Below are 23,798 nucleotides of genomic sequence, written 5' to 3' on the forward strand. Positions count from 1 at the left end.
CGGCACACTCAAGAGAAGCCCGACAGAACAGACGCCACGGCGCAGCAGCACCGGCCCAAATCCATAAAAACCCCAGGAAACGCCCATGACCGCACGGCCTGTCAAACCGATCAACTACCTCGCCTATGGTGCCAATGACATCCTGGGCGCGGGGTCGATGGCCGTGATCAGCGGCTGGATCCTGTATTTCTATACAACCTTCTGCGGGCTGTCGGCCACGCAGGCGGCGGCCATCTTCGCCATCGCCCGCCTGCTGGATGCCATTGTCAGCCCCCTGGTCGGGCATCTGTCCGATAACTTTTATCGCACGGCGCTCGGCCGTCGGTTTGGCCGTCGCCGCTTCTTCCTGCTGATCTGTATTCCGCTGGTGCCCAGCTTCGCCCTGATGTGGGTGGGGGGACAGAGCTTCTGGTATTATCTGGCAACCTATGTGTTGTTTGAGACGATCTATGCCGTCGTCCTGATCCCCTATGAAACCTTGGCCGCCGAAATGACCAAGGATTACAAGATCAAGGCCAAGCTGGCCGGCATCCGCATTCTGTGTGCGCAAAGCTCCGCCATTGCCGCCGGCTTCCTGCCGGCGGCCATTATCGGCTGGGTCGGCGGCAAGGACAGCGCCGACACTTTCTTCATCATGGGCGTCATCTTCGCCGTGACCTTTGCCATCGTGCTGTCCTTCACCTGGGCCTTCACCTTTGAACGCTCCGTGGCTGAGGTGGAGCAGTTGAAGGCGGGTGAACCGGTGCAGAGCCTGGGCGACAGTTTCAAGACGCTCTATGCCAACCTGTTCTCCACCTTGAAAATCCGCGCCTTCCGGCTGCATCTGGGCATGTATCTGGGTGGCTATATCAGCCAGGACGTGTTCAACGCCGTCTTCACCTATTTCATCGTTTTCGCCATGGGCAGCTCGGTCGCCGTGGCCTCCTCCATGCTGGGCAGCATGTATATCGTGCAGCTTTTCGCGGTGGCCTTGTTCATCCAGCTTTGCCTGCGCTTCCACCCCGCTCCGTCTTACCGGGTGGCGGTATGCTTCTATATTCTGGGCGTGGTGGGTTTCCTGCTGCTGGATGCGGTGAAGCCGGAGAATCTGGCGCTGTGGCTGTTCGTGCCGGTGGCCCTGTCGGGCATGGGCCGGGGCGGGCTGAATTACATTCCCTGGAACACCTATAACTACATGGCCGATGTGGATGAGGTGGTGACCGGCAAGCGCCGCGAGGGCATCTTCGCCGGGGTGATGACCTTCATCCGCAAGGCCACCCAGGCCGCCGCCGTGATGGGCGTGGGCCTGATCCTGGAGGCTGGCGGCTTCCTGCCCAAGGCGGAAGTGCAGAGCGACGCGGCCATCAACACCATCCTGCTGGTGATGGGCATCGGCACCATCGTGGTGCTGTGCGGCGGCTTCCTGGTCTCTCTGCGCTTCAAGCTGGATGGGCCCCGCCACGCCATCCTGATGGAGGAGATCGCCCGCTTCAAGCAAGGCCGGATGGAGACGACGCCGGACCGCAAGGCCATCCTGGAAGATCTGACCGGCTGGCGTTACGAGACGCTGTGGGGACGGGGGCGGCGGTAACCGCCGCTCTCATCTCCCCTCCCTCTGCCTTCCCCGCGAAAGCGGGGAACCAGGGGCCACAAGCCCGACGTTGGAGCCTGCGGCCCCTGGCCCCCCGCTTTCGCGGGGGAAGCAGGAAAGAGCGATAGATTGCATCAAGTACACGCTGCCAAAAAAACCACGCATTAGGGAGAGCCTGCCATGACCAGCCTGCCGATCATCGACCCCCACATGCATCTGTGGGATTTCACCCGTCAGCATTATTCCTGGCTGATGGATGATCCGCTGCCGCCCAATGCGGCCGGTGACGTGGCCCCCATCGCCAAGCCCTATGGCTTGAGCGATTATCTGGCCGACACCAGCGGGTTCGATGTGCGCGGTGTGGTGCATGTGGAGGCCGGTGCCAGCACCGCCCATTCGCTGGCGGAAACCCAATGGCTGCAGGGCGTGGCGGATGAGGGGCGGTTGCCCATGGGGCTGGTGGCCTTTGCCGCGCTGAATGACCCGCAGGTGGAAAAGCTGCTGGCCGCCCATGCGGAACACGGCGCCGTGCGCGGCATCCGCCACATCATCAATTTCCACAGCGATCCGGCCAGAACCTATTCCGCCCGCGATGTGATCGGCGATGCGGATTGGCAGGCCGGTTATGCGCTGCTGGCCAAATATGGCCTGTCCTTCGACCTGCAGATCTATCCCAGCCAGATGGAACTGGCGGCCCAACTGGCCGCCCGGCACCCGGATATTCCGGTGATGCTGAACCATGCCGGGATGCCGACCGACCGTGACGATGAAGGCCTGGCCCTGTGGCGGCGCGGGCTGGCCCTGCTGGCGGCCCAGCCCAATGTGTCGATCAAAATCTCCGGTCTGGCCATGATCGACCGGCAATGGACCCTCGACAGCCTGCGCCCCTTCGTGCTGCAGGCCATTGAGGCGTTCGGGACCGACCGGGCCATGTTCGCCAGCAATTTCCCCGTCGACAGGCTTTATGGCAGCTTCGGCACGCATTACGCCGCCTATGATGCCATCACGGCAGACTTTACCGAGGCGGAACGCCGGGCCATGTTCGCCGGCAATGCCAATCGTCTCTACCGTCTGGGGATCGCCGGCCTATGAGGGGGCGGCTGCTGGCCATGATCGGCATCGGCCTGCTCTCCACCCTGCCGGCACAGGCGCGGGAGCGCTGGGATTTCCGCTTCAGCCCCGCCGCCCAGGCCCCGGCCGAGGCGGTGGCGGTGTCGGCTGGCGATCTTTATGACCCGTCCAAGGGCTTTGGGTTTGAACCCGCCTATCGGCCGGCAGCGGACAAGCCCTTCCTGTTCTCCGTGAAAGTGCCGGAAGGCAATTACCGTGTCACGGTCACGCTGGGCGATGCCGGGGCGGCGGGTGACACAACGGTGAAGGTGGAAAGCCGGCGGCTGATGCTGGCCGATGTGGCGACGGCGAAGGGCCGGTTTGAGACGCGCCGCTTCATCGTCAATGTGCGGGACACCGCCCTGCCGCCCCCGCCGCCCAATGCCCCCGGCGGCCATGCGGTGCGCATCAATGACCGGGAGCAGGGCAAGTTCCATTGGGATGACAAGTTGACCCTGGAATTTGACGGCAGCGCCCCCAAACTGGCGGCCCTTTCCATTGAACGGGCGGATGTGCCGACCCTCTATCTGGCCGGTGACAGCACCGTCACCGACCAGCCGGCGGAACCCGGCGCCAGTTGGGGCCAGATGCTGACGGCGTTCCTGACGCCGGATGTGGCGGTCGCCAACCATGCTGAATCCGGGGAGACGCTGAAAAGTTTCATCACCGGGCTGCGGCTGGACAAGCTGTTGAGCCGGATGAAGCCGGGCGATTATCTGTTCATCCAGTTCGGCCATAATGACAGCAAACAGGGCTGGCCGCAGACCTATGCCGACCCGGCCACAACATATCCCGCCTATCTGCGCGTCTTCATTGCGGAGGCACGGCTGCGCGGGGCGACACCGGTGCTGGTCACCTCCATGCATCGCCGGACCTTCGATGCCAAGGGCCAGATCACCAACAGCCATGGCGATTATCCCGACGCGGTGCGCCGGGTGGCGGCGGAAGAACAGGTAACGCTGATCGACCTGACCGCCATGAGCAAGGTTTTGTACGAGGCGTTGGGGCCGGAAGTGGCCCCCCGCGCCTTCGCCGCCGATGGCGAGGATGCCACCCACCATAATAATTACGGCGCCTGGCTGCTGGCCCGCTGTGTGGTGGAGGGGATACGGGCGTCCGCCCTGCCGCTGAAGGATCATATCAGGGCGGATGTGGGCCGTTTCGACCCCGCCCATCCGCCCTTGCCCGATGCCGTGCGGATCGCAGAGAGCCCGATGCGGTCGGATGTGACGCCGCGGGGGAATTGAGAGCCTCGGCGTTGGCTCTTTCCTGCCTTCCCCGCGAAAGCGGGGAACCAGGGATCATAAGGACCAATGCTTCAGTGCCTTTGGCCCCTGGACCCCCGCTTTCGCGGGGGAGGCAAGTTGGTGGGGCGGCTACGGCCATACTCGCTGGATTAGAAGCAAAACAGGATAACCACCATGCAACGCCGCACCCTGTTCACCACCGCTGCTGCCACCGCCCTGCTGGCGGCCGGCCTGCCCGGCACCAGCCACGCCGCCGATGTGAAGGGCGAAACCCTGTCGCTCTGGCCCGGTGACAAGCCGCCCGGCGGCGACAAGGTAACGGTGAAACAGTCAGAGGTGGCGCGGTCGGATGATCCGCGTTTCCGCGATGTGGCGATCCTGAATGTCACCCAGCCCAACCTCACCCTGTTCCGCCCGGCCAAGCCCAATGGGGCCGCCATGCTGATCATTCCTGGCGGTGGCTATCAGCGCGTGGTGGTGGGCAAGGAAGGGTACGACATTGCCCAATGGCTGGCCGGTGAAGGGGTGACAGTGTTCGTTCTGCTGTACCGTCTGCCGGCCGATGGCTGGGCAGCCGGGCCGGATGCGCCCTTGCAGGATGCGCAACGCGCCATCCGCCTGATCCGGGCCGGGGCCAAGGGCTGGGGGATCGATCCGGCCCGCATCGGGGTGATGGGTTTTTCCGCCGGTGGGCATCTGGCCGCCATGGCGGCCACCCGGTTTGACAAGGTGACGTACAAACCAGTGGATGCGGCTGATCAGGTCTCGGCCCGCCCGGATATCGCAGCCCTGGGCTATCCGGTCATTTCCATGGTCCCCGGTATCGCCCATGCCGGTTCAGCCAAACAGATGCTGGGGGAAAACCCGGCGGCGGACCGGGTCGCTGAATTCTCCGCCGATCAGGGCGTGCCGGCCAACGCGCCGCCCAGCTTCATCACGGCGGCGGCCGATGATGCGGTGGTGCCGGTGGAAAACTCCCTGCTGATCTATGCCGCCCTGCGCAAGGCGGGGGCCAAGGTAGCGATGCATCTGTTTGAAGCCGGCGGCCACGGCTTTGGCCTGCGCAGCCCCAAGGCCGCCCCCGTGGCCGCCTGGCCGGCGCTGTTCATCGAATGGGGGCGCAGCCATGGGTTTGTGTGAATGCGCGATACGGCCGGGCGAAAAAAAGGGTGCCTCCCCCGCGAAAGCGGGGGTCCAGGGGCCGTCTGCACCGATGCGTGGTTCCCGTGGCCCCTGGTTCCCCGCTTTCGCGGGGAAGGCAAAACAGGCCATGGGTGTGATTGCGACTGCCTTCTTTCTGCTGGTGCCCACCCCCAGCCTTGCCGCCGATACCGCCCCCAAACCGCTGTTCCGCGATCCCATCTTTGACGGGGCGGCCGACGCTTCCATCATCTATGACCGCCAAGCGGGTGACTGGGTGATGTTCTACACCAACCGCCGCGCCACGCTGCCCAATGCCCAGGGGGTGGAATGGGTGCACGGCACGGCCATCGGCATGGCGCGGTCCAACGATGGCGGCAATACATGGACCTATCAGGGCACCGCCGATATCCGCTATGGCGAGGGCCAGCCCGTCACCTTCTGGGCGCCGAATGTGGAGCGGATCGGCGACACCTATCATATGTGGCTGACCATCGTGCCCGGCATCTTCAAGGACTGGAACGCCCCGCGCGACATCATCCACCTGACCAGCACAGATCTGAAGCGTTGGGATTTTGCCGACAAGCTGAACCTTGGTTCCGACCGGGTGATTGATGCCGCCGTGCATCCGCTGCCCGGGGGTGGCTGGCGGCTCTGGTACAAGGATGAACGCGACGGCAGCAGCACCCATTATGCCGACAGCCACGACCTGAAAAGCTGGACCCAAGGCGGCATCGCCGTGCAACAGCGCGGCGAAGGCCCGCAGATCATTGAATGGAAAGGCTATTACTGGCTGATCCTGGATGCCTGGTCGGGGCTGGGCGTCTATCGCTCCACAGACCTGACCAACTGGGAACACCAGCCCTATAATTTGCTGGAACAGCCCGGCACGGCCCTGACCGACCGGGCCAAGGGTGGCCACCCGGATGTGCTGGTCAGCGGCGACCGTGCGTATCTCTACTATTTCGTGCAGCAGGAAGGGGAGCCGGAAGCGGCAGCAGACCCGACCTGGAAACGCCGTTCCGTCATCCAGGTGGTGGAGCTGAAAGAAAAAGACGGCTGGCTGACCGCTGATCGGGAGGCCGCCACCGCCGTGAAACTGGTCCCCCCGCGATGAGTCCGCTGTTCGATATCCGGCATTTCGGTGCCGTGGGTGATGGCGTGGCGCTGGACAGCCCCGCCATCAACCGCACCATCGCTGCCGCCGTGGCCGCCGGTGGCGGCACGGTCTGGCTGCCGGCGGGGCGCTGGCTGTCCTTTTCCATCCGGCTGTACAGCCGCGTGGCGCTCCACCTGGATGCCGGTTGTGTGCTGCTGGCGGCGGACCCGGCCCGCCATGGCGGTGCCTATGACCTGCCGGAGCCCAACCCGCATGATCTCTATCAGGATTTCGGCCATTCCCATTGGCAGAACAGCCTGATCTGGGGCGATGGGGTGAATGACGTCGCCATTACCGGCCCCGGCCTGATCGACGGGGCCGGGCTGACCTCCAAGGGGCCGGGGGCGAAGTGGGCCAAGCGCAAAGGCTATTTCCCCGAAAGCATGGCGGGGATGAGTGCGGCTGAACTGGCCGCCGAAGACCCGGATGAAGCGTTGATGCGCGGCCAGGGCAACAAGGCGATTGCCCTGAAGAATTGCCGCAACATCACCTTGCGCGATTTCAGTATCTTCAAGGGCGGACATTTCGCCATCCTGGCCACCGGCACCGACAATCTGACCATCGATAATCTGCGCATTGATACCGACCGCGATGGCATCGACCTGGATGCCGTGCGCCATGTCCGCGTCAGCAATTGCCAGATCAACACGCCCAACGATGATGCGCTGGTGCTGAAAAGCTCCGGTGCCTTAGGCGTGGCGCGGGCGACGGAGCATGTTGCCATCAGCAATTGCCATGTCAGCGGCTTTGACCTGGGTACCCTGCTGGATGGCACCTATGGACGCACGCAACAGCTCTCGCCCGACCGGGACCGGGTGACGGGGCGGATCAAGCTGGGCACGGAAAGCCATGGCGGCTTCCGCAACATCGTCATTTCCAACTGCACGATCGAACGCTCGCGCGGGCTGGCGCTGGAAACCGTGGATGGTGGGGTGCTGGAGGATATTTCCATCAGCAACATCACCATGCGGGAGGTGACGACGGCGGCCCTGTTCCTGCGCATCGGCGCCCGGCTGCGTGCCCCGGAGGGGACAAGGCCCGGCCCGATGCGCCGCATCCGCTTTGCCCATATCACCGCCCATGATGTCGATCCGCGTTACGCCTCCCTCATCGCCGGGCTGCCGGAACAGCCCGTTGAGGAGGTGACGTTGCAGGATATCCGCATCACTTATGCCGGCGGGCTGGATGCGGTGGCGGACCCGGTACCGGAAAAGCCCGATGCCTATCCGGAACCTAGCATGTTCGGCACCCTGCCTTCCTATGGGCTGTATGTCCGCCACGCGCGGGGCCTGCACCTGCGTGATATCCACCTGTCCACGCTCTCCCCCGATGGCCGCCCGGCGGTCTGGTTGGAGGATGTGGATGGGGTGCGCATTGACAATCTGCAAACCAGAAACGCCATGCCCACCCCCCGGCTGGTCTGCCGGGATGTGCGCGGGCTGACGGATGATGAGGGAGAAACACCATGAAAAAGCGGATGCATTGGCTGGCCGCCCTGGCCCTGCTGGTCAGCACCGCCGTGACCGCCGCTGAGCCGCCGCGCGAATGGGTGGACCCGGATACCGGTCACCGGGTGGTGCGCCTGTCCAGCGAGCCGGGCAGCCGCAGCCTTTATTTCCACCAGAATGCCTATACGCCCGATGGCAAGCGCATGGTGGTCAGCGCCGCCACCACCATTTCCATCATCGATCTCGACACGCGCAAACAGACCGAACTGGTGAAGGGGGAGCATCTGGCGGTGCTGTTCGTCGGCCCGAAGACGGGCCGCGTCTATTACGCCAATGATGATGTGAAGCAGGGCGGCCCCTATGATCTGTTCTGGATCGACAGCAAAGGCGGCAAGCCCACCAAAATTGCGCATGTGAAAAGCGGGCGGATCGAGTCCATCAACGCTGATGAAACCCTGCTGCTGGGCACCTGGGCGGAACGGGATTTTGCGCTGCAGCCGGGCGCGCCCAAGCAGAACACCACCAAGTTCGACGATCATTACGCCGCCACCGGCCCGGACGGCAAACCGCTGAGCTTCGCCGATGCCAAGGAGGTGCGGCTGAATGACCGGCTGGAAGCCCGCATCCCGATGGAGATTTTCACCCTCTCCATCAAAACCGGTGAGCGCAAGGTGGTTCACGCCGCGAAGGACTGGCTGAACCATGTGCAGTTTTCACCCAATGATCCCACCCTGCTGATGTTCTGCCATGAAGGGCCGTGGCACAAGGTGGACCGGATCTGGCTGATCCGCACCGATGGCACGGGCCTGACCAAGGTGCATAACCGCAGCATGAATATGGAAATCGCCGGTCACGAATTCTTCAGCCACGACGGCAAGATGATCTGGTACGACCTGCAAACCCCACGCGGCGAGGATTTCTGGCTGGCCGGGTATGAGATCGCCACGGGCAAGCGCACCTGGTACCACCTGACCCGCGATGAATGGTCGGTGCATTATAATGTCAGCCGCGACGGCACCCTGTTTGCCGGCGATGGCGGCGATGCGGAGATGGTGGCCAAGGCCAGGGACGGGAAATGGATTTACCTGTTCCGGCCGGAAAGCATCCCCGATGTGGCCGGCATCAGCGCGCCGGATGCCGCCAACCTGATCCGACCCGGCATATTGCGGGCGGAAAAACTGGTGAACATGAAAGACCATGATTACCGGATGGAGCCGAACATCACCTTCACGCCCGACGGCAAATGGGTGGTGTTCCGCGCCAACATGCACGGGGAGGTCTATACCTACGCCGTGGAAGTGGCCAAGGCTGCAGGACGATAGGCGATGGTGCGGCGGCGATGGGCTCTTGCTGGCCCATCGCCGCCGCCTTTCATCAGATCGCCCGCAAGCGGTTGAAGAAGCTGGTAATCTCCGTATTCAGCGTTTCCGCGTCACGGCGCAGATCTTCCGAGGCGCCGTTCAGCGAATTGGCCGACTGGGCCGTCTGTTCCGCCGCCCCGGCAACACCCACCACATTGGCCGAAACCTGTTGGGTGCCCATGGCGGCCTGATTGATATTGCGGGCAATATCGGCCGTGGTGGCACCCTGCTGTTCCATGGCCGAGGCGATGCCGGTGGCAATGGTCCGCATATCGTTCACCACGCGGGCGATATTGTCGATGGCCTCGACCGCGCGGTGGGTTTCCCGCTGGATGCCGGTGACATAGGACTGGATTTCGTCGGTGGCCTTGGTGGTCTGGCTGGCCAGTGTCTTAACCTCCGATGCCACCACGGCGAAGCCCTTGCCGGCCTCCCCGGCGCGCGCCGCCTCGATGGTGGCGTTCAGTGCCAGCAGGTTGGTCTGGCTGGCAATATCGGAAATCACCTGGATGATGGAGCCGATATTCTGTGCCGCTTCGGCCAGACCGCCCATGGTGGCACTGGTCTGCCCCGCCTCATGCACGGCGCGTTCGGCAATGTCGGTGGAGCGGGTGACCTGCTGGTTCACTTCGCCCACGGCGGCGGCCAGTTCTTCGGCCGCACTGGCGATCATCTGCACATTGCTGGTGGTTTCCGATGCCGCCTGATTGACGCCATCGATCAGGCCGCGGCTCTGCTGCGCCATGCTGGCCAGCCCGGAGGAGTGATTGCGCACCTTTTCCGAGGCATCGACCAGATTGCCGACAATATGGGCCGCCTTGTCCTGGAAATCAGCCAGTGACTTCTCCACCGCCACCTGCCGGCGTTCCTTGGCCTCCTGCTCGGCCTGCTGGGCGCGGGTCAGTTCCTGGGCGCGCAGGCCATTGCGTTTGAACACGTCCAGCGCCTGGGCCAGCCGGCCCATTTCGTTGCGGTCGCTCAACAGCGGGATTTCGACAGCCAGATCGCCATCGGCCAGCTGGCCCATCCGGTCGGTCATCATGGTCAGCGGCCGGGCGATGGAGCGGGCCAGCAGCACGGCCACGGCACTGCCCGTCAGCAGGATGGCGGCGGCCAGCAGCAGCATCTTCACCAGGATGGCATTAAAGGTTTCGTCAATATCGTCAATATAAACGCCGGTACCCAGGGCCCACTGCCAGGGCTCAAACCCCAGGCTGTAGCTCAGCTTCGGCACATTGACCGCCTCCCCGCCATTCACACCGGGGCGCGAGAAATTATAGGTGAAGAAGCCGCCGCCCTTCTTGGCCGCCTCCACGCCCAGCCGCACGGTTTCCACCCCGTCGGCGGTCTTGAAACCCATCCGATTCTTGCCTTCGAAGTCCCGCTTGGCGTGGACGACGGTCACCCCATCATAATTATTGATATAGATATATTCGCCATTGCCGAAACGCAGCTTGCGGATATCGTCACCCGCCCCCTTTTGCGCCTGTTCACGGGTCATCTCACCGGATTGTTCGCGATCATGCCAGTTCTGGGCGATGCCGCGCACGATGGTGAGGATCTGGATCAGTTCCTGCTGGCGGTCTTGCACCAGGGTGGTGCGCAGGGTGCTGAGGCCGGAGCCAACAGCCAGGATCAGCGCCACGGCCAATACCGGCACGAAGAGAAGCAGCCGATGCGATATTTTCAGGTTGCTCAGCATGATGGCGATTCCTTGTTCAGGGGGGAACAGGCGGTTGGGCGAGAGAAGAAGGGGCAGGGGGCGTCACGCCACGGCGGCGATGGGTGGCATGGTCTGTGTCAACAGGCGGGCCGGCAGGCCCAGCTCATGCCGGCAGGCCCGGGCATTGCGCTGATAGGCGGCTTCCACCCCCAGCATGTAGAGCAGCGCCCGGTCCTCCTGGGTCACCCCGTCGCAGGTGCCGGGGCGGTAGCGATAGCCATCGGCATCGGCCTGATGCAGCCCCGGCACGACATAGGCATCCGGCTCCACGGGGAAGATGACGCGGGAGCCTTCGGCATCCAGGCTGTCCAGCGGGGTCCATTCCTTCAGCGCGGCGGCGATGGCAGCCGGCCCAAGGCCCAGCCGGTTGAACAGGGCCGGAATCGCCAGGGTCGGTTCCTGCGCTGCTTCATAAACATAATGGGTGACGGCGATGCCGTAACGCCGCGCATGGGCCTCCACCCGCAGCGTGTTCAGTGAGGCGCAGACGAAATGCGCCAGCAACCGCTCCCGCTCCAGCCGGCCCGACCATTTGCGCAGCCATGATCCCAGCGACCGTTCCGGCTGGCGGTCCAGAATCACCAGGTGCAGCTTCTCCGGCGGGTACCCCGCCTCCACCAGCATCTGCGCCGGGATATAGAGGCATTCCGCCAGCGTATAGGGGCCGGCCACATCCTTGCAGAAAAAATTCTCACGCGGCGGTTGCCAGGGGCTGACGGCGTCGCCGGCCAGGAACTGGCGCATCAACGCCTTCACCGGTTGATAATAGGAGGGCAGGCCCGCTGTGCCGAACAGGTTGGCCAGCGCGGTGGAGCCTGTGCGCGCCCGGCCCCAGGCGCAGTAAAGGGTGGGGAAATCCGCCGCATTCCAGCCGGCGAAACTCTCCCGCAGCGCCGCCGCCACCTGATCGGTCAGGCGGCGCTGGCTGGTCTCTGCTTTCTGAAAAAAACCGTCGGCCGGTAGCAGCAGATTGTAGAGCTGGGGATCTTCCCCCTCGATTCGTGCTGCCAGCGCAGAAAGGTCGCCATAGGGGTTTGAACGCGCGGTCATCATCACCTCTCGGGGTTCAACTGCATACGCGTGTACGAAATATATGTTTCTATTTTATGGTAGGTTGCGTTAGTTAACGCAAACTTAATGGATCAAATTATGAAAAATACACCCTTTTGAGTATTTCAATATTCGGTTCCAAATCGGAATATTTCTTGAAAATATATCGTTCCGATCCGTGATTTTTGTTTCATTATCGGAAACGGATTGAGACACCGTTGCCCTTCAGGCGTATCGTCACGCAGGATTTCCACTTAGTGGGGACGACCGTCACCGGGCATTCGGGAGACGTCGCCGGACGCCCAGGGCGATAATGTTGCGCCGTCGCTTGTTGTGTTGGCGGATTTATGGGATGTTGTTCCGCAAAATGAGAGACAGCAAAGCGAAGCCGATGACCAGCGTGACCGCCCTTGGCAATGGTGCCCATGAAGAGGCAGAGGCCCAGCAGAAGGCCACCCCCAGCGGCAGCCAGACCCTGCTGCGCGGCCTGGATGTATTGGAAGCGGTGGCAGAGGGCCCGATCAGCCTGGCCAAGCTGGCGCAGCGGCTGGACCTGACCCGCAGCACCACCCATCGGCTGGCTGCCGCCCTGGTGGAGCGGGACTTTCTGGTGCTGACCCCGCGTGAAGGCTATCAGCTGGGGCCGAAGCTGCTGGAACTGGGCTATCTGGCGCAGCGGCAGATGGATATCCCGCGTGTTGCCCGCCCGCATATTGAAGATCTGGCCGCCGCCACCGAGGATACGGTGCATCTGGGCATTCTGGATGGCGACCATGCGCTATATCTGGACAAGATCCCTGGCCGCCGCCGCATCGAAATCGGCTCCCGCGTTGGGGAACGTCATCCCATTGCCTCCACCGGTCTGGGCAAGGCCCTGATCCTGGATGAGACAGAGGCCCGCTGGCGGCATTTCTTTGCGGATCGTGACTGGGCCATGGATGATTGGCCGGTCTGGCTGAAGCGGATGCAGGCCTATGCCGCCGGCGGCTATGCCTTTGATCTGGAAGAGAATGAAGACCGTATCCGCTGCGTTGCCGCCCCCATCCGGGGCGCCAATGGCAAGATCATCGCCGCCATCAGCCTGTCCAGCGCCGCACAATATATGAGCGACGCGCGGATGCAGGAACTGGTGGAGACGGTGAAGGAAACAGCCCGCCAGATCAGCCGGGGCATGGGCTGGAGCGAGGGCGGCCCGCGGCGGCGCTGATGCAGCGCCATCATCTTCAGCTGCTCGGCTGACAAGCAGGAAGATTGGACGCGCTCATCGGCGCAGATGACCAGCATTATGCGGGACATTGGTGGACCTGCTACCGCGCTTCGTAAAAGAAGCAATTGCACATCCGTGTATGCATAGGGGGGATATCGACCAAAAGATGTAAAATCAGGTGATTTATAGGTGTGTTGGTAATATCCTCCCTGCGCTTCTAACGATCGGGAGGGGAACCTGAAATGCGCGTTTCACGTCGTGGCCTGTTGGCCGGTACGGCTGCAATTGCTGGTTTGGGCGCGCTCAGCGTGCCGGCGGCGGCACTGCCAAATCCTTTCCGCTGGGTGCGCTATAATGTGACCAGCAAAAAGGGCCAGGACATGCTGAAAAGCTATGCCGTGGCCGTGCGCAAGATGCTGGACCTGCCGCTCTCGCACCCGCACAACTGGTTCCGCAATGCCTTCGTGCATATGATGGATTGCCCGCATGGCAACTGGTGGTTCTATGTCTGGCACCGGGGCTATGTCGGTTATTTCGAACAGACGGTGCGCAAGCTTTCCGGCAACCCGGAATTCGCCTTCCCCTATTGGGATTGGTCGGAATTGCAGGAACTGCCCTTATCCATGTTCGCCGGTGTGCTGACACCGACGAATGAGGCTTATGCCAAATACACCAAAGATTTGCCGACCTTTGAGCGGGAGGTGAAGCCCGCCATTCAGGCTTACTGGAACACGCTCAACGCCGATCAGTTGGCGCAGCAGAAGCTGCGTGGCTATGAAAGTTTCGATGATCTGTGGAAGGCGGTGATGGGCTGGGATCCCGTCAACCAGAAGTTCAGTATCGGCGATCAGGCTTTCGCCATTACGGAAAAGGCCCGTTACGTTCCCATTGATAACCGCGCCCTGCCGCCTAAATTGGCTGGTGAGTGTAGCTTTAATGATGTGAATGGCGGGCTGGCGCCAGCTCAATTCAACGCCTCATCTCCAGAAACCAGCTTTACCAGTATCCGTACCGCTTCACACAATGATGCTCCATCGAAGACAGGATTTTTTTCTATACTGGAGGGGAAGCCGCACAATCATGTGCATAATTTCATTGGTGGTTACTTCGATGCTCCAGGTAATTGGAATCCCGGTCCCTATGGAAACATGACCAACAACCTGTCGCCGGTTGATCCCATCTTCTTCCTGCACCATGCCAATATGGATCGTCTGTGGGAAAGCTGGTCGGCCAAGCAGCAGAAATATGGCCTGCCCGATTTGCCGACGGGGGCGGATCGTGTCGATTTCGATAAAGACCCGTTCCTGTTCTTTGTCGATGCTGATGGCAAATATGTGCTGAATGGCAAGGCGGGGGATTACATCCACGCTGCCCGCTTCGGTTATCGGTATGACAAGCTGGTGCCCTATGTGCCCACCGCCACCAAGGTGGCGGAAGGTGCGGCCCCGTTGCTGCTGGGCGCTTCACAGGATGGCGGCACGGTCAGCCTTTCCGCGCCGGCGGGCCGGATGATCGCCACCATCACCTTTGAACGGCCCACCGCCATGGATGCGCCGCGTCAGTTCGATGTGCTGGTCAATGCCCCGGCGGATGTGAAAACGGTGGCGGCGGACAGCCCCTATTATGCTGGCACCGTCTCCTTCTTCGGTGGTCTGGCGGCCCATGGTCCGGCCCATGCCGCCCACGCCGCGCATAATGGTGGCAACCGCGTCACCTTCGTGGTGCCGCTGCCGGATCGGTTGGCGGCCTCCCGCTTTGCCCGCTCACCGGGGGCTAAACTGGATGTCCGTCTGGCCCCGCCGACCATCCAGCCGGATTTCCCGGCGCCCAAGCTGCTGGCCGTGGAAATCCACAGCCGGTAAGGGCGAACTGAACGGCCGGGGCGTGGGGGGCTTCCCCTCACGCCCCGGCTGCCAGCCGTCCCAGAATCTGCCGGTGGGATTGGGCATCCAGCGGATAGCGCCAGATCAGCGCTGCCGATGCTGCCAGCCCTGCCGCCGGCAGCAGCCCCGCCAGCAGGCGGAACTGTTCCAGCGTCTGCGGGGCCTGCTCCGCATTGGGCACGAACCCCACCAAGTCCAAAGCCCAGCCGGCGACAATGCCCGATGCCCCCAGCGATAATTTCAGCACGCAGGACGCGATGCCGTAAATCTTCGCCTCGTCCCGCCGCCCGCTGCGCCATTGGCCATAATCCACCGTGTCCGGCAGCATCGACCAGGTGGCCACCCCATGCGCGGTATGGCCGATAAAGACCAGCCCGATGCAGATCAGCGTCGGCCACAGCCCGCGTTCCAGCATCAGCCCCAGCGCCCCCAGCGCTGCCACCGCACTGCCCCATTGCCACAGGATGCGCTTGTTCCAGCGCTTGGCCACCGTCACCCAGACGGGCACGCTGGCCACGCCCAGCAGCGTCAGCCAGGGCAGGGCCGTGCCGGAAAGCGCGGCATCGCCCAGATCATATTTCATCAGATAGGGCAGGTTGCGCAGCAGCACCCCCAGCCCCAGCTGCATCACCAGCGTCGCCGCCATCAGCCGCAGCAAGGGACCGTTGCGCCCGATGGCGGCCCAGAAACCGTTGCCGCCCCTTTCAGCTGCCGCCGGCATCACCACAGCCGGCCGCGCCTGTTCGCGTACCGACAGCCCGCAGATCAGCAGGGCCACCACCGACACGGCGCCCACAATGGCGGCGGCTGACCCATAGCCATTGCCGCCATCCTGGCCGAACCATGCCGCCAGTAAGGGCAGCAGCGCCGTCACCGCCGTACAGCCCATGAAGGCGAACAGCATCCGCCACCCGGTCAGGCTGGCGCGGGCCTCCGTATCGCTGGTGATGGCCGCTGTCAGGGACGAATAGGGAATGCTCACCACACTGTAGCAGCTTCGCAGCAGCATATGGCTGGCAAGCGCGAAAGCCACCATGGCCGCACTGCCCGGCACCAGCCAGGAGGGCGGGCTGAAGCAAAGGGTGAAGGCGCCCGCCAGCGGCACCGCCCCCAGCAGGATGAAGGGCCGATATTGCCCCCATCGGCTGCGCGTCTTGTCCGACAGGGCCCCCATCAGCGGGTCCATGGCGGCATCCCACAGACCGGCGATGAAGAAACAGACCCCCGCCGTCCAGGCGGAAAGCCCCAGCACATCCACATGAAAAAAGACGATGAAGACCAGGATGGACTGCCAATAAAGGTTCAGCCCGAAATCCCCGATCCCATAGCCGATCTTGCCGCCAAGCCCGAGAGCCCGCATCGCGTTCCATCCCCTGTCACCGTACCCGTTTTCGGGCTTATCCGGGGGACTATATCAGCGATCAGCAACGATGACCGCTGATATCCGCGCCGACGGCGCTGCGGTCCCAGGCCGGGTCGGCACTTCATCCCCTGTCCAAACTGCAATCGACGGTTTGGGATGATCGGTTGCGGGATGACAGGATGGTGATTTGCAGGTAAACATTGTTAAAATTTGCTTATTTATTACGATTCTGCAACCAGACGGGGTGCCGCCGACCATGGATGTTTTGCCTGCAACAGCCGCTGCGCCCATCGTTTCTCCCGCTTATGTTGAATTACAGCGCGACATCGTCATTAATGCCGATATCTGGTCGACAACGGCACAGATTTTGTCGGCCGACCTGGGATTCGAAGGGATCGTGGGCATTCCGGGTCTGGATGGTCCGGGCGGTCTGGCGCTGGCCGCCGCTGCCGGGGCGGGTATCAACCGCGATTGGGCCACCCTCACCCCCACCCCACCCTTGCGTAACCTGACCTCTGGCCAGCCGTCCAGCGGTCTGGTGATGGGCGGATTTGGCGCTGCGGTGGTGCGTGGCGACGCCTTGCCAATTGTGTTCAGCTGGCCCGTGCTGCCCGGTACGCTCGCCCCCACCGACATTGCCATCCGCCTGAATACAGGCGAGGTGGTGACCCCGCAGGCCGCAGCGCTGAACCCGAATTTCGACTATAATGAACGCAACATTGTCGTGGTTTTCGGGGAGTTTGGAAACCGTCTGACCCCCGGCACGGCCGGCGCCATCTACCCGGTGTCGGTGGAGATCGTGGCCGATGACAAGCCGTTGCAGTTGATTGGCCCGAACGGCCTGCAATCGGCCGTGGGGCTGACTGCCAACAGCCGAAATCCTTATGTGACCGGTCCCAGCCTGCTGGCCGCGCGTGTCAGCCGCTTTTCCTCGGTCGGGGATGCCGGGCCCGCCACGCTGACGGCAGGTATCTTGAACGATGGCGCGACGCTCTATCCGGGTCAAGCGACCTACCGGCTGCGCCTGATGACCACGGGCGGTTTCTCCCCGGATGGGGTCTCGCCCATCATGCCGGGGGATTTCGCCCGGTTCTTCCAGTTGCAGGCACGGGATGCCAGTGGAAAACTGGTTACCCTGGACCGTGCGGGCGTCACCTATGATCTGGGGGCGGGGTTGGGGAAAGTAACGGTGGTCGGGTTGGCTGAGCTGGGGCCGTCCGCCACCGGCATTCCCGCCCCCTATTACCGCAACGACAATGATAACTACATTGATATCATCCTGAATGGTGACGAAACGGCCATCCGCAGCCTGATCAATGTCAGCATTCCCACCTCAGCGGTGCCCGGTTACAGCGATATCTACACGCCCGGCGGCCCTGGGCGCACACCGACACCGGGCGTCACCTATACCCGACCGGCCAGTGCGCAGACCCTGGCCATCAGTAACGGTCTGGACCAGCTATCGACCGTCAGCTATGCCGCGCAACAGCTTTCCGCCTATGACAAGGCGGATGGATTGCCGGTGGTGTTCCGGCTCTATCATCCCGGTAAAGCCGATACGGTTTATACGGCCAGCAGCCAGCAGGCAGCCGCGCTGCTGGCGGCCGGCTATACCGAACAGGGCGTGCCTTTTTCCAATGAGGCGGCGGGGCCCGGCAAAAAGCCGGTGATCGAGTTCCAGTCGGTGGCGGCCGGTGACCATATCTACACGCTGAATAATGAAGAAATCAGCCGTTTGCGCCAGGATGGCAGCGGCTATGCTGAAACCGGCGCGGTTTTCACCGGCCTGACGCAACCCATGTCGGGTGCCTCGCCTGTTCATCGGTTTCATTCCGTTGCGCTGGGGGATCATCTCTATACCCCCTCCTTGACGGAAGGGTTTACGGCGGAAGGCTATGCCTATGAAGGGATTGCCTGGTACGCCGCCAACCTTCTGCCTGGCGATAGCGGCAGCCTTCTTTTCGACCGCAAAGACAATCTGGATTTCACCGGCACGCTGACGGGGCATAACAGCTTACAGAAACGCGGGACGGGCACCTTGACCCTTTCCGCCGACAGCAGCCTGACCGGTACCACCCGTGTGGAGGAGGGGCGCCTGCAGGTGACGGCCATGCTGCGTACCAGCATGGTGAGCGTATCACCCGGCGCACTATTATCGGGTGACGGCGGTATTGATGGCGCGCTGCTCAATGCCGGCACCCTGTCGCCTGGTCTTTCGATCGGTACCCTGACGGTGACCGGTTCCGTGGTCAGCAGCGGCGACAGGGCCGATCTGCGGGTGGAGCTGGGGGGTATCCGTGCCGGTGCCGTGCCGGATGGCTATGATCAATTGCTGGTGGGTGGGGTCTTTACGGCCGCCGGCAGCTTGACCCCGGTGACGCGTGGATTCATGCTGGCCGATCAATCACCCTTTATCCCGGCCGTGGGGCAGCATTTCACCATTATCCAGGCTGCGGGCGGCGTTGCGGGCAGCTTCCAGGTTCTGCAACAGCCGGTCGCCGATCTGCCCACCGATGCCCGTTTCGATCTCGTCTATGGCGCGCAGGCGGTGACACTCTGGGTGACACCCGCGACATATGCGGCCCTGCCGGGACTGTCACCTGCGCAAAATGCCGTCGCCGCCGCGCTGGACAAGACGCGGCCAAATGCGGGTACACGCGATTTCACGGATCGTGATGCATTTTATGGCGGGCTTTACGCCACCAGGCCGGCGGAACTGGCCGCCGCGCTTGATCAGCTGGCGGGCTCCATCCATGCTGAAATGGTGGGTGCCGGGTTGGATACAATGCGCCTTTTCGGCGATCTGCTGGGTGACCGCATGGCCGCCACCCGGCGCGGTTCGCTGTCACTGCAATTCAGCCCGGCGACCATGCAGTCGGTCGGGGAGGGGCAGGGGCGCACCGCTGTTGCTGGTGCGGCCGATGCGGTGCCGGGCCTATGGGGACGCGCCATTGTCGGTTCCGGCGCACGGGGCGCTGTTGATCTGGATATTGCCGGCTTCACAACCGGTATTGATGCAAGGGTTGCCGACAATATTGAACTGGGTATGTCCGCTGGCTATGTCCGTTCCAGCGTCGATGGCGGGGCAGGCCATGCCAGCCAGGATGTGATGCTTCTGGCGGGTTATGGCGGCTTCACCGCCGGTGCTTTCTTCGGCGAAGCAAGCCTTGCCCTGGGTCTCAGCGATGCTGACAGCCGCCGCCCCATCCGCCTGAGCGGGTTGGACCGCAGGGCGGAGGCTGACGGGAAGGGACATATGGTGGGGGTGGGCGTATCCGCCGGCTATCGCTGGGCGGCGGATAATCTCCTGGTTGAGCCGGCGGTCAGCCTGCGCTTCGACCAGGCTCATCGCAACGGGTTTGTGGAGACGGGGGCTGGTACCTCCGGCCTGATGGTTGACGGTCTCGACCTGCGCTCCTGGCGCAGCGGTATCGGCTTGCGCGCCATATGGCAGGCATTTACTGCGGGCGGCATCAGCCTGGAACCGGAGGTGACGCTGCGCTGGGACCATGATTTTCGCGATGTTGCCGCCTCTGGTCGGGCCTGGCTGGATGGCGGTGCTTTCACCCTGGCGGGTGAAGCGGTCGGCCGCGATGCCGCCATTCTAGGGGCCGGCCTGGCCGCACGTCTGGAGCCGGGATTGGAAGGTTTTATGCGGGTTGATCTTGAGGAAAGGCGCGGCGGTGATCGCCAGACCCTGTCCGGTGGTATCCGCTGGCGCTTTGATTGATACCAATCTCCCTTGATCGTGACCGATGCAGGGAGATTTCAGCTACCCTCAGTCGCCGGGCGCTGCCATCCGGCAGCTTGGCTTACGCCGCATGTGCGGCGGGCCGGCGGTCGCCGGCCTCCAATCCGCCAAGGGTCAAGCCCTCGGCGGATTGGTATGAGGCCGCTTGCGGCAAGGCTGATCCAGGGCCGGCTGTGCGTAAAGGGAAGCGCAGCCGGCCCCAGGGGGCTATTCTAACCGGAACAGGTTTCAGAACCAGAAACGCAGGCCGGTGACAAAGCGCAGATCGTCCGCGTCATGCCCGTCGGCCTTGGCCAGCCGTGCCGTCTCCCCCAGTTTGCGTTCCCAGGCTAGGCCGATATAGGGGGCGAATTCCTTTACCAGCTCATAGCGCAGCCGCAGGCCCAGTTTCATCTCTGAAACCCCGGCACCGGTTGCGGTCTCCGCCACCTTCTGTGCCGCTAGTTCCACCTCCGCATGGGGTTGCAGGATCAGTTTTTGGGTCAGCAGCAGGTCGGTTTCCACATCCAGCCGTGCCGTCACATCGCCACGCTCGGACAGGAAGGCCTGGGCATCCACCTCCAGAAATTGCGGGGCCAGCCCCTGGAAGCCGATGGCCAGATGGGTTGTCTGTGGCTGGGGTCGGAAATCCTGGCGGATACCCGCCTGGAAATCCCAGAAATCATGCACCATCACGCTGTACAACGCCTGGACCTCCAGATGGTCCACGGTGCCATCGCTGACATCGCCCTCGCTTTTCAGCCGCAGCTTGGCCACATCACCGCCGATGAAGCCGTCGCTTTTCCAGGCCGTGCTGTCCTGGCCTTTCTGCCAGCGTTGTTCCAGCTGATCCATGGTGAATTGCCAGATCAGCATGTCGCCATGCCCTTCCATCGCCGGGGCGGGCAGGGGCAGGGCCAGTGCCGCCATGGCAAGGGCGGCCTTGATCATCCTTTTCATCATTATCTCCCCTCCCGTCACGACCGCGCCGCAGGGGCGGGGGGATCGACGATGAAGCGCGTCATCATGCCGGCATTCATATGGAACAGCAGGTGGCAATGCAGCGGCCAGTCCCCCGGCTCGTTCGCGGTCAGCACCACCGATGCTTCCTTGCCCGGTGGCACGATCACCACATGTTTGCGCGGCATCCGGTCGGTCTGGCCGTTCTCCAGCTCGAAAAACATGCCATGCAGGTGCATGGGATGGGCCATCATGGTGGTGTTGATGAAGCGCAGCCGCACCCGCTCCCCATAGCGGACCCGGATCGGGTCGCCATGGTCGAACTTGTGGCCATTCAGGGTCCAGATATAGCGTTCCATGATACCGGTCAGCCGCAGGATGATTTCCGTCGTCGGCGCTGTCGCATCCGGATTGCGGCTGAAGGCTTTCAAATCGGCATAGCGCAGGGCGCGCTTGCCCGGCGGGGTGCCGGCCTGCTCCCAGCCTCTGGGCGGCCCTTCCTGGGCTGCTGGTGTCATCGGCATGGCGTGCCCCATGGCGGCGTGATCCATTGATGAATGGTCCATGGTGTTATGGTCCATTGCCCCATGATTCATGCTGCTGTGATCCATGCCGCCATGGTCGCCATGCATCCCCATATCGGCCATGGTCAGCAGGGTGCGGGGCCGCAGGGGGGGAATCTCCCCTTGCATCCCCTCCCGTGGGGCCAGGGTGGCGCGGGCATAGCCGCTGCGGTCGATCGGCTCCGCCATCAGCGTATAGGCGCGATCCTCCGTCGGCAGCACAATCACGTCATAGGTCTCACCGACGCCGATGCGGAATTCATCCACCTTCACCGGCAGCACATTCTGCCCGTCGGCGGCCACCACGATCATGGCCAGACCGGGGATGGCCACGTCAAAGATACTCATCGCCGATCCGTTGATGATGCGCAGCCGAAGCCGCTCCCCCGGCTTGAACAGGGCCGTCCAGTTATCCCCGATGCCCTTGCCATTGACCAGGAAGCGATAACCGGTGACATCGGCCAGATCGGTCGGGTCCATGCGCATGTCGCCCCAGTCGCGCCGGTCCTTCCAGGCGGCGGCCAGCCCGTCGCGGTCGATATCCGCCGACAGGTCGGACAGGGTACGTTTGCCCCGGTTGTAATAGCCTTCGCTGACCTTCAGCTTGCGCAGGATATGGTCCGGGTGGTCCGCCGTATGGTCGGACAGCAGCAGCACATGGTCCCGGTCGGCCTTGACCGGGTCCGGCGTGGCGGGGGCGATGACGATGGCGCCATACATGCCGCGCTGTTCCTGCCCGCCGGAATGGCTGTGATACCAATAGGTGCCGGACTGGCGCAGCTTGATGCGATAGGTGAAGCTCTCCCCCGGCCCGATGGCGCTATAGGCGTTGAAACCGGGCGCCCCATCCATCACCCCTTCCAGTAGCAGCCCGTGCCAGTGGATGGAGGTGGGCTCGGAAAGCCGGTTCTCCACCTGCACCAGCACTTCCTCTCCCTCCCGCCAATACAGCGTCGGGCCGGGGACGCCACCGCCCATGGTGATGGCGGGGAAGCTGTCACCATCAATGGTGATGCGGTTTTCCGCCACCACCAGACGGGTTTCCGTCAGCCCGGCAAAGGCGCGGCGGCCGGGATAGACCATGGCCACCCCCGCCAGACCGGCGGCGCTGGCCAGTTTCAGGGCGTCGCGCCGAGACAGGCCCGCTTGCTTGATCGACATGTCGGCCCCCGCTCAATGACCGTCATGACCGATGGTCAGGCGGGAGACCATGCCCGCCTCATAATGGCCGGGCATGTCGCAGGCGGCCTCGATCACCCCGCCCTGCGGGAAGGTCCAGACCAGTTCAGCGCTCTTGCCCGGTTCCACCAGCACCAGCCCGGTATGGTCATGCGCCATCGCGTGGCCGTCATGTTTCATATTCATCATGGCGGGCACGATGGCGGTATCGGTGACCATGCCATGGTCCAGCATCATGCCCATCATGGCCTGCCGTTCACCATGGCCATCCTGGCTGGCGATGACGAAACTGTGCAGCAGCTGGCCCTTGTTGGTGACCTGGAAACGCACCGTCTCCCCCGGCTGCACGGCGATCCGGGCCGGATCGATGGCCATGTCGGACAGGGTGATGGCGATGGTGCGGCGGGCGGCTTCTGCCTTGCCCGGCTGGCCGATGGCGGTGTCGGTATTGGCGGCGGGGGCCGCCTGTTGATGCTGCTGGTGCTGGGCAAAGGCAGCGGGAATGACGAACAGGTTCAGCGCCAGCAGGGCGCTGGAGAATTTGGCCTTCATGGGAAAGGCTCCGTCTTTACGGGGTTTAGGCGTCGGGGGAAGGGCGGGGCGGCGGCAAGCCACCCCCGCACGTCACCCACGCGGTGGCCGCAAAGGCGGGGCAGGGTGCCGGCCATCATGGTCGGCCAGGGCGGCTGGCGGGCTGAGCCGGGCCGGCGGCGGGAACAGCACCGGCAGCGGCGATCCCGGCAAGGCGGCCGCCACACACCAGGCCACACAACAGGGGCCGGCCCCTTTGCCGGCATTATCCGGCATGGCTTTGCCATGGTCCTGGTGGGAAGCGGCCTGTTGGGCCGCCTGATGCAGCGGACAGTCCTGATCCTCCATGGCGGCCATGGTGCCGACAGGTATTGGGGCCGCATGGTGAGCCGCATTGACGGACAGGGCGCGTACCGGCATCACCGCCAGGGCAAGCAACCCCAGCAGCACCACCAGCAGGCGCAGCGCGGCATGGCGCCGCCATATCCGATCAAACCGTCTCATCGCTGGGAAAGATAGGCTGCCCCAGGACGGACCGCAAGCCTGGGCCGGCGGCGGCATGGTGCCACGGGGA

17 protein-coding genes are annotated in these 23,798 nt (G+C 63.4%); 10 read left to right on the plus strand and 7 right to left on the minus strand.

The genetic code is table 11. The annotated features are described in order from the left end of the window. Positions 1 to 85: 85 nt before the first annotated feature. From CHB97_RS12200 to CHB97_RS12230, 7 genes are all read left to right on the plus strand, one after another. Entirely contained in the window at positions 86 to 1,570 is a 1,485-nt protein-coding gene (locus CHB97_RS12200) for an MFS transporter (protein ID WP_089288253.1), read from the plus strand. A gap of 180 nt (positions 1,571 to 1,750) precedes the next feature. After that, positions 1,751 to 2,662 carry an amidohydrolase gene (locus tag CHB97_RS12205; RefSeq protein WP_089288254.1) on the plus strand — a complete coding sequence of 304 codons (912 nt, stop codon included), beginning with the start codon at positions 1,751 to 1,753 and terminating at the stop codon, positions 2,660 to 2,662. Beyond that, complete coding sequence (locus CHB97_RS12210) at positions 2,659 to 3,927, plus strand: rhamnogalacturonan acetylesterase (protein WP_200819911.1); 1,269 nt, start codon at positions 2,659 to 2,661, stop codon at positions 3,925 to 3,927. Before CHB97_RS12205 ends, CHB97_RS12210 begins: the two co-directional genes overlap by 4 nt. A 174-nt stretch (positions 3,928 to 4,101) precedes the next feature. Further along, positions 4,102 to 5,067: an alpha/beta hydrolase gene (locus tag CHB97_RS12215; RefSeq protein WP_089288255.1), complete on the plus strand. Its 966-nt coding sequence runs from the start codon at positions 4,102 to 4,104 to the stop codon at positions 5,065 to 5,067. Positions 5,068 to 5,197: 130 nt separating this feature from the next. Further along, complete coding sequence (locus tag CHB97_RS12220) at positions 5,198 to 6,184, plus strand: hypothetical protein (RefSeq protein WP_200819912.1); 987 nt, start codon at positions 5,198 to 5,200, stop codon at positions 6,182 to 6,184. After that, positions 6,181 to 7,695: a glycoside hydrolase family 28 protein gene (locus CHB97_RS12225; protein ID WP_089288256.1), complete on the plus strand. Its 1,515-nt coding sequence runs from the start codon at positions 6,181 to 6,183 to the stop codon at positions 7,693 to 7,695. Before CHB97_RS12220 ends, CHB97_RS12225 begins: the two co-directional genes overlap by 4 nt. Continuing rightward, on the plus strand, positions 7,692 to 8,996 hold the full coding sequence (locus CHB97_RS12230; RefSeq protein WP_089288257.1) for an oligogalacturonate lyase family protein: 1,305 nt from the start codon (positions 7,692 to 7,694) through the stop codon (positions 8,994 to 8,996). Before CHB97_RS12225 ends, CHB97_RS12230 begins: the two co-directional genes overlap by 4 nt. 52 nt (positions 8,997 to 9,048) lie before the next feature. Here CHB97_RS12230 and CHB97_RS12235 read toward each other — a convergent pair whose 3' ends face one another. Together CHB97_RS12235 and CHB97_RS12240 are read right to left on the minus strand one after the other, a co-directional pair. Beyond that, a complete protein-coding gene (locus CHB97_RS12235) occupies positions 9,049 to 10,737 on the minus strand; it encodes a methyl-accepting chemotaxis protein (protein WP_089288258.1) in 1,689 nt (562 codons plus the stop codon). A 63-nt stretch (positions 10,738 to 10,800) separates the two neighbouring features. Continuing rightward, on the minus strand, positions 10,801 to 11,811 hold the full coding sequence (locus CHB97_RS12240; protein WP_244559512.1) for a sulfotransferase family protein: 1,011 nt from the start codon (positions 11,809 to 11,811) through the stop codon (positions 10,801 to 10,803). A gap of 364 nt (positions 11,812 to 12,175) precedes the next feature. Between CHB97_RS12240 and CHB97_RS12245 the strand changes: the two genes are divergently transcribed. Next, positions 12,176 to 13,015, plus strand: a complete 840-nt coding sequence (locus CHB97_RS12245; protein WP_244559513.1) for an IclR family transcriptional regulator — start codon at positions 12,176 to 12,178, stop codon at positions 13,013 to 13,015. A 242-nt stretch (positions 13,016 to 13,257) separates the two neighbouring features. Next, positions 13,258 to 14,877 carry a tyrosinase family protein gene (locus CHB97_RS12250; RefSeq protein WP_089288260.1) on the plus strand — a complete coding sequence of 540 codons (1,620 nt, stop codon included), beginning with the start codon at positions 13,258 to 13,260 and terminating at the stop codon, positions 14,875 to 14,877. Between the two features lie 37 nt (positions 14,878 to 14,914). On the opposite strand, the gene CHB97_RS12255 is transcribed toward CHB97_RS12250, so the two are convergent. Further along, entirely contained in the window at positions 14,915 to 16,258 is a 1,344-nt protein-coding gene (locus CHB97_RS12255; protein WP_089288261.1) for an MFS transporter, read from the minus strand. A 259-nt stretch (positions 16,259 to 16,517) separates the two neighbouring features. Between CHB97_RS12255 and CHB97_RS12260 the strand changes: the two genes are divergently transcribed. Then, positions 16,518 to 19,991 carry an autotransporter domain-containing protein gene (locus CHB97_RS12260; RefSeq protein ID WP_089288262.1) on the plus strand — a complete coding sequence of 1,158 codons (3,474 nt, stop codon included), beginning with the start codon at positions 16,518 to 16,520 and terminating at the stop codon, positions 19,989 to 19,991. Positions 19,992 to 20,240: 249 nt separating this feature from the next. Here CHB97_RS12260 and CHB97_RS12265 read toward each other — a convergent pair whose 3' ends face one another. The 4 genes from CHB97_RS12265 to CHB97_RS12280 all read right to left on the minus strand — a co-directional run bounded on the left by CHB97_RS12265 (position 20,241) and on the right by CHB97_RS12280 (position 23,728). Further along, positions 20,241 to 20,954, minus strand: coding sequence for a copper resistance protein B (locus tag CHB97_RS12265; protein WP_089288263.1), 714 nt, complete (start codon positions 20,952 to 20,954; stop codon positions 20,241 to 20,243). Positions 20,955 to 20,968: 14 nt separating this feature from the next. Next, entirely contained in the window at positions 20,969 to 22,675 is a 1,707-nt protein-coding gene (locus CHB97_RS12270; RefSeq protein WP_089288264.1) for a copper resistance system multicopper oxidase, read from the minus strand. A 12-nt stretch (positions 22,676 to 22,687) separates the two neighbouring features. Next, positions 22,688 to 23,245: a cupredoxin domain-containing protein gene (locus tag CHB97_RS12275; RefSeq protein ID WP_143270857.1), complete on the minus strand. Its 558-nt coding sequence runs from the start codon at positions 23,243 to 23,245 to the stop codon at positions 22,688 to 22,690. Between the two features lie 72 nt (positions 23,246 to 23,317). Then, positions 23,318 to 23,728 carry a hypothetical protein gene (locus CHB97_RS12280; protein ID WP_089288265.1) on the minus strand — a complete coding sequence of 137 codons (411 nt, stop codon included), beginning with the start codon at positions 23,726 to 23,728 and terminating at the stop codon, positions 23,318 to 23,320. Positions 23,729 to 23,798 lie beyond the last annotated feature (70 nt).

This window comes from Azospirillum sp. RU38E, from assembly GCF_900188385.1.
Classification (GTDB): Bacteria; Pseudomonadota; Alphaproteobacteria; order Azospirillales; family Azospirillaceae; genus Niveispirillum.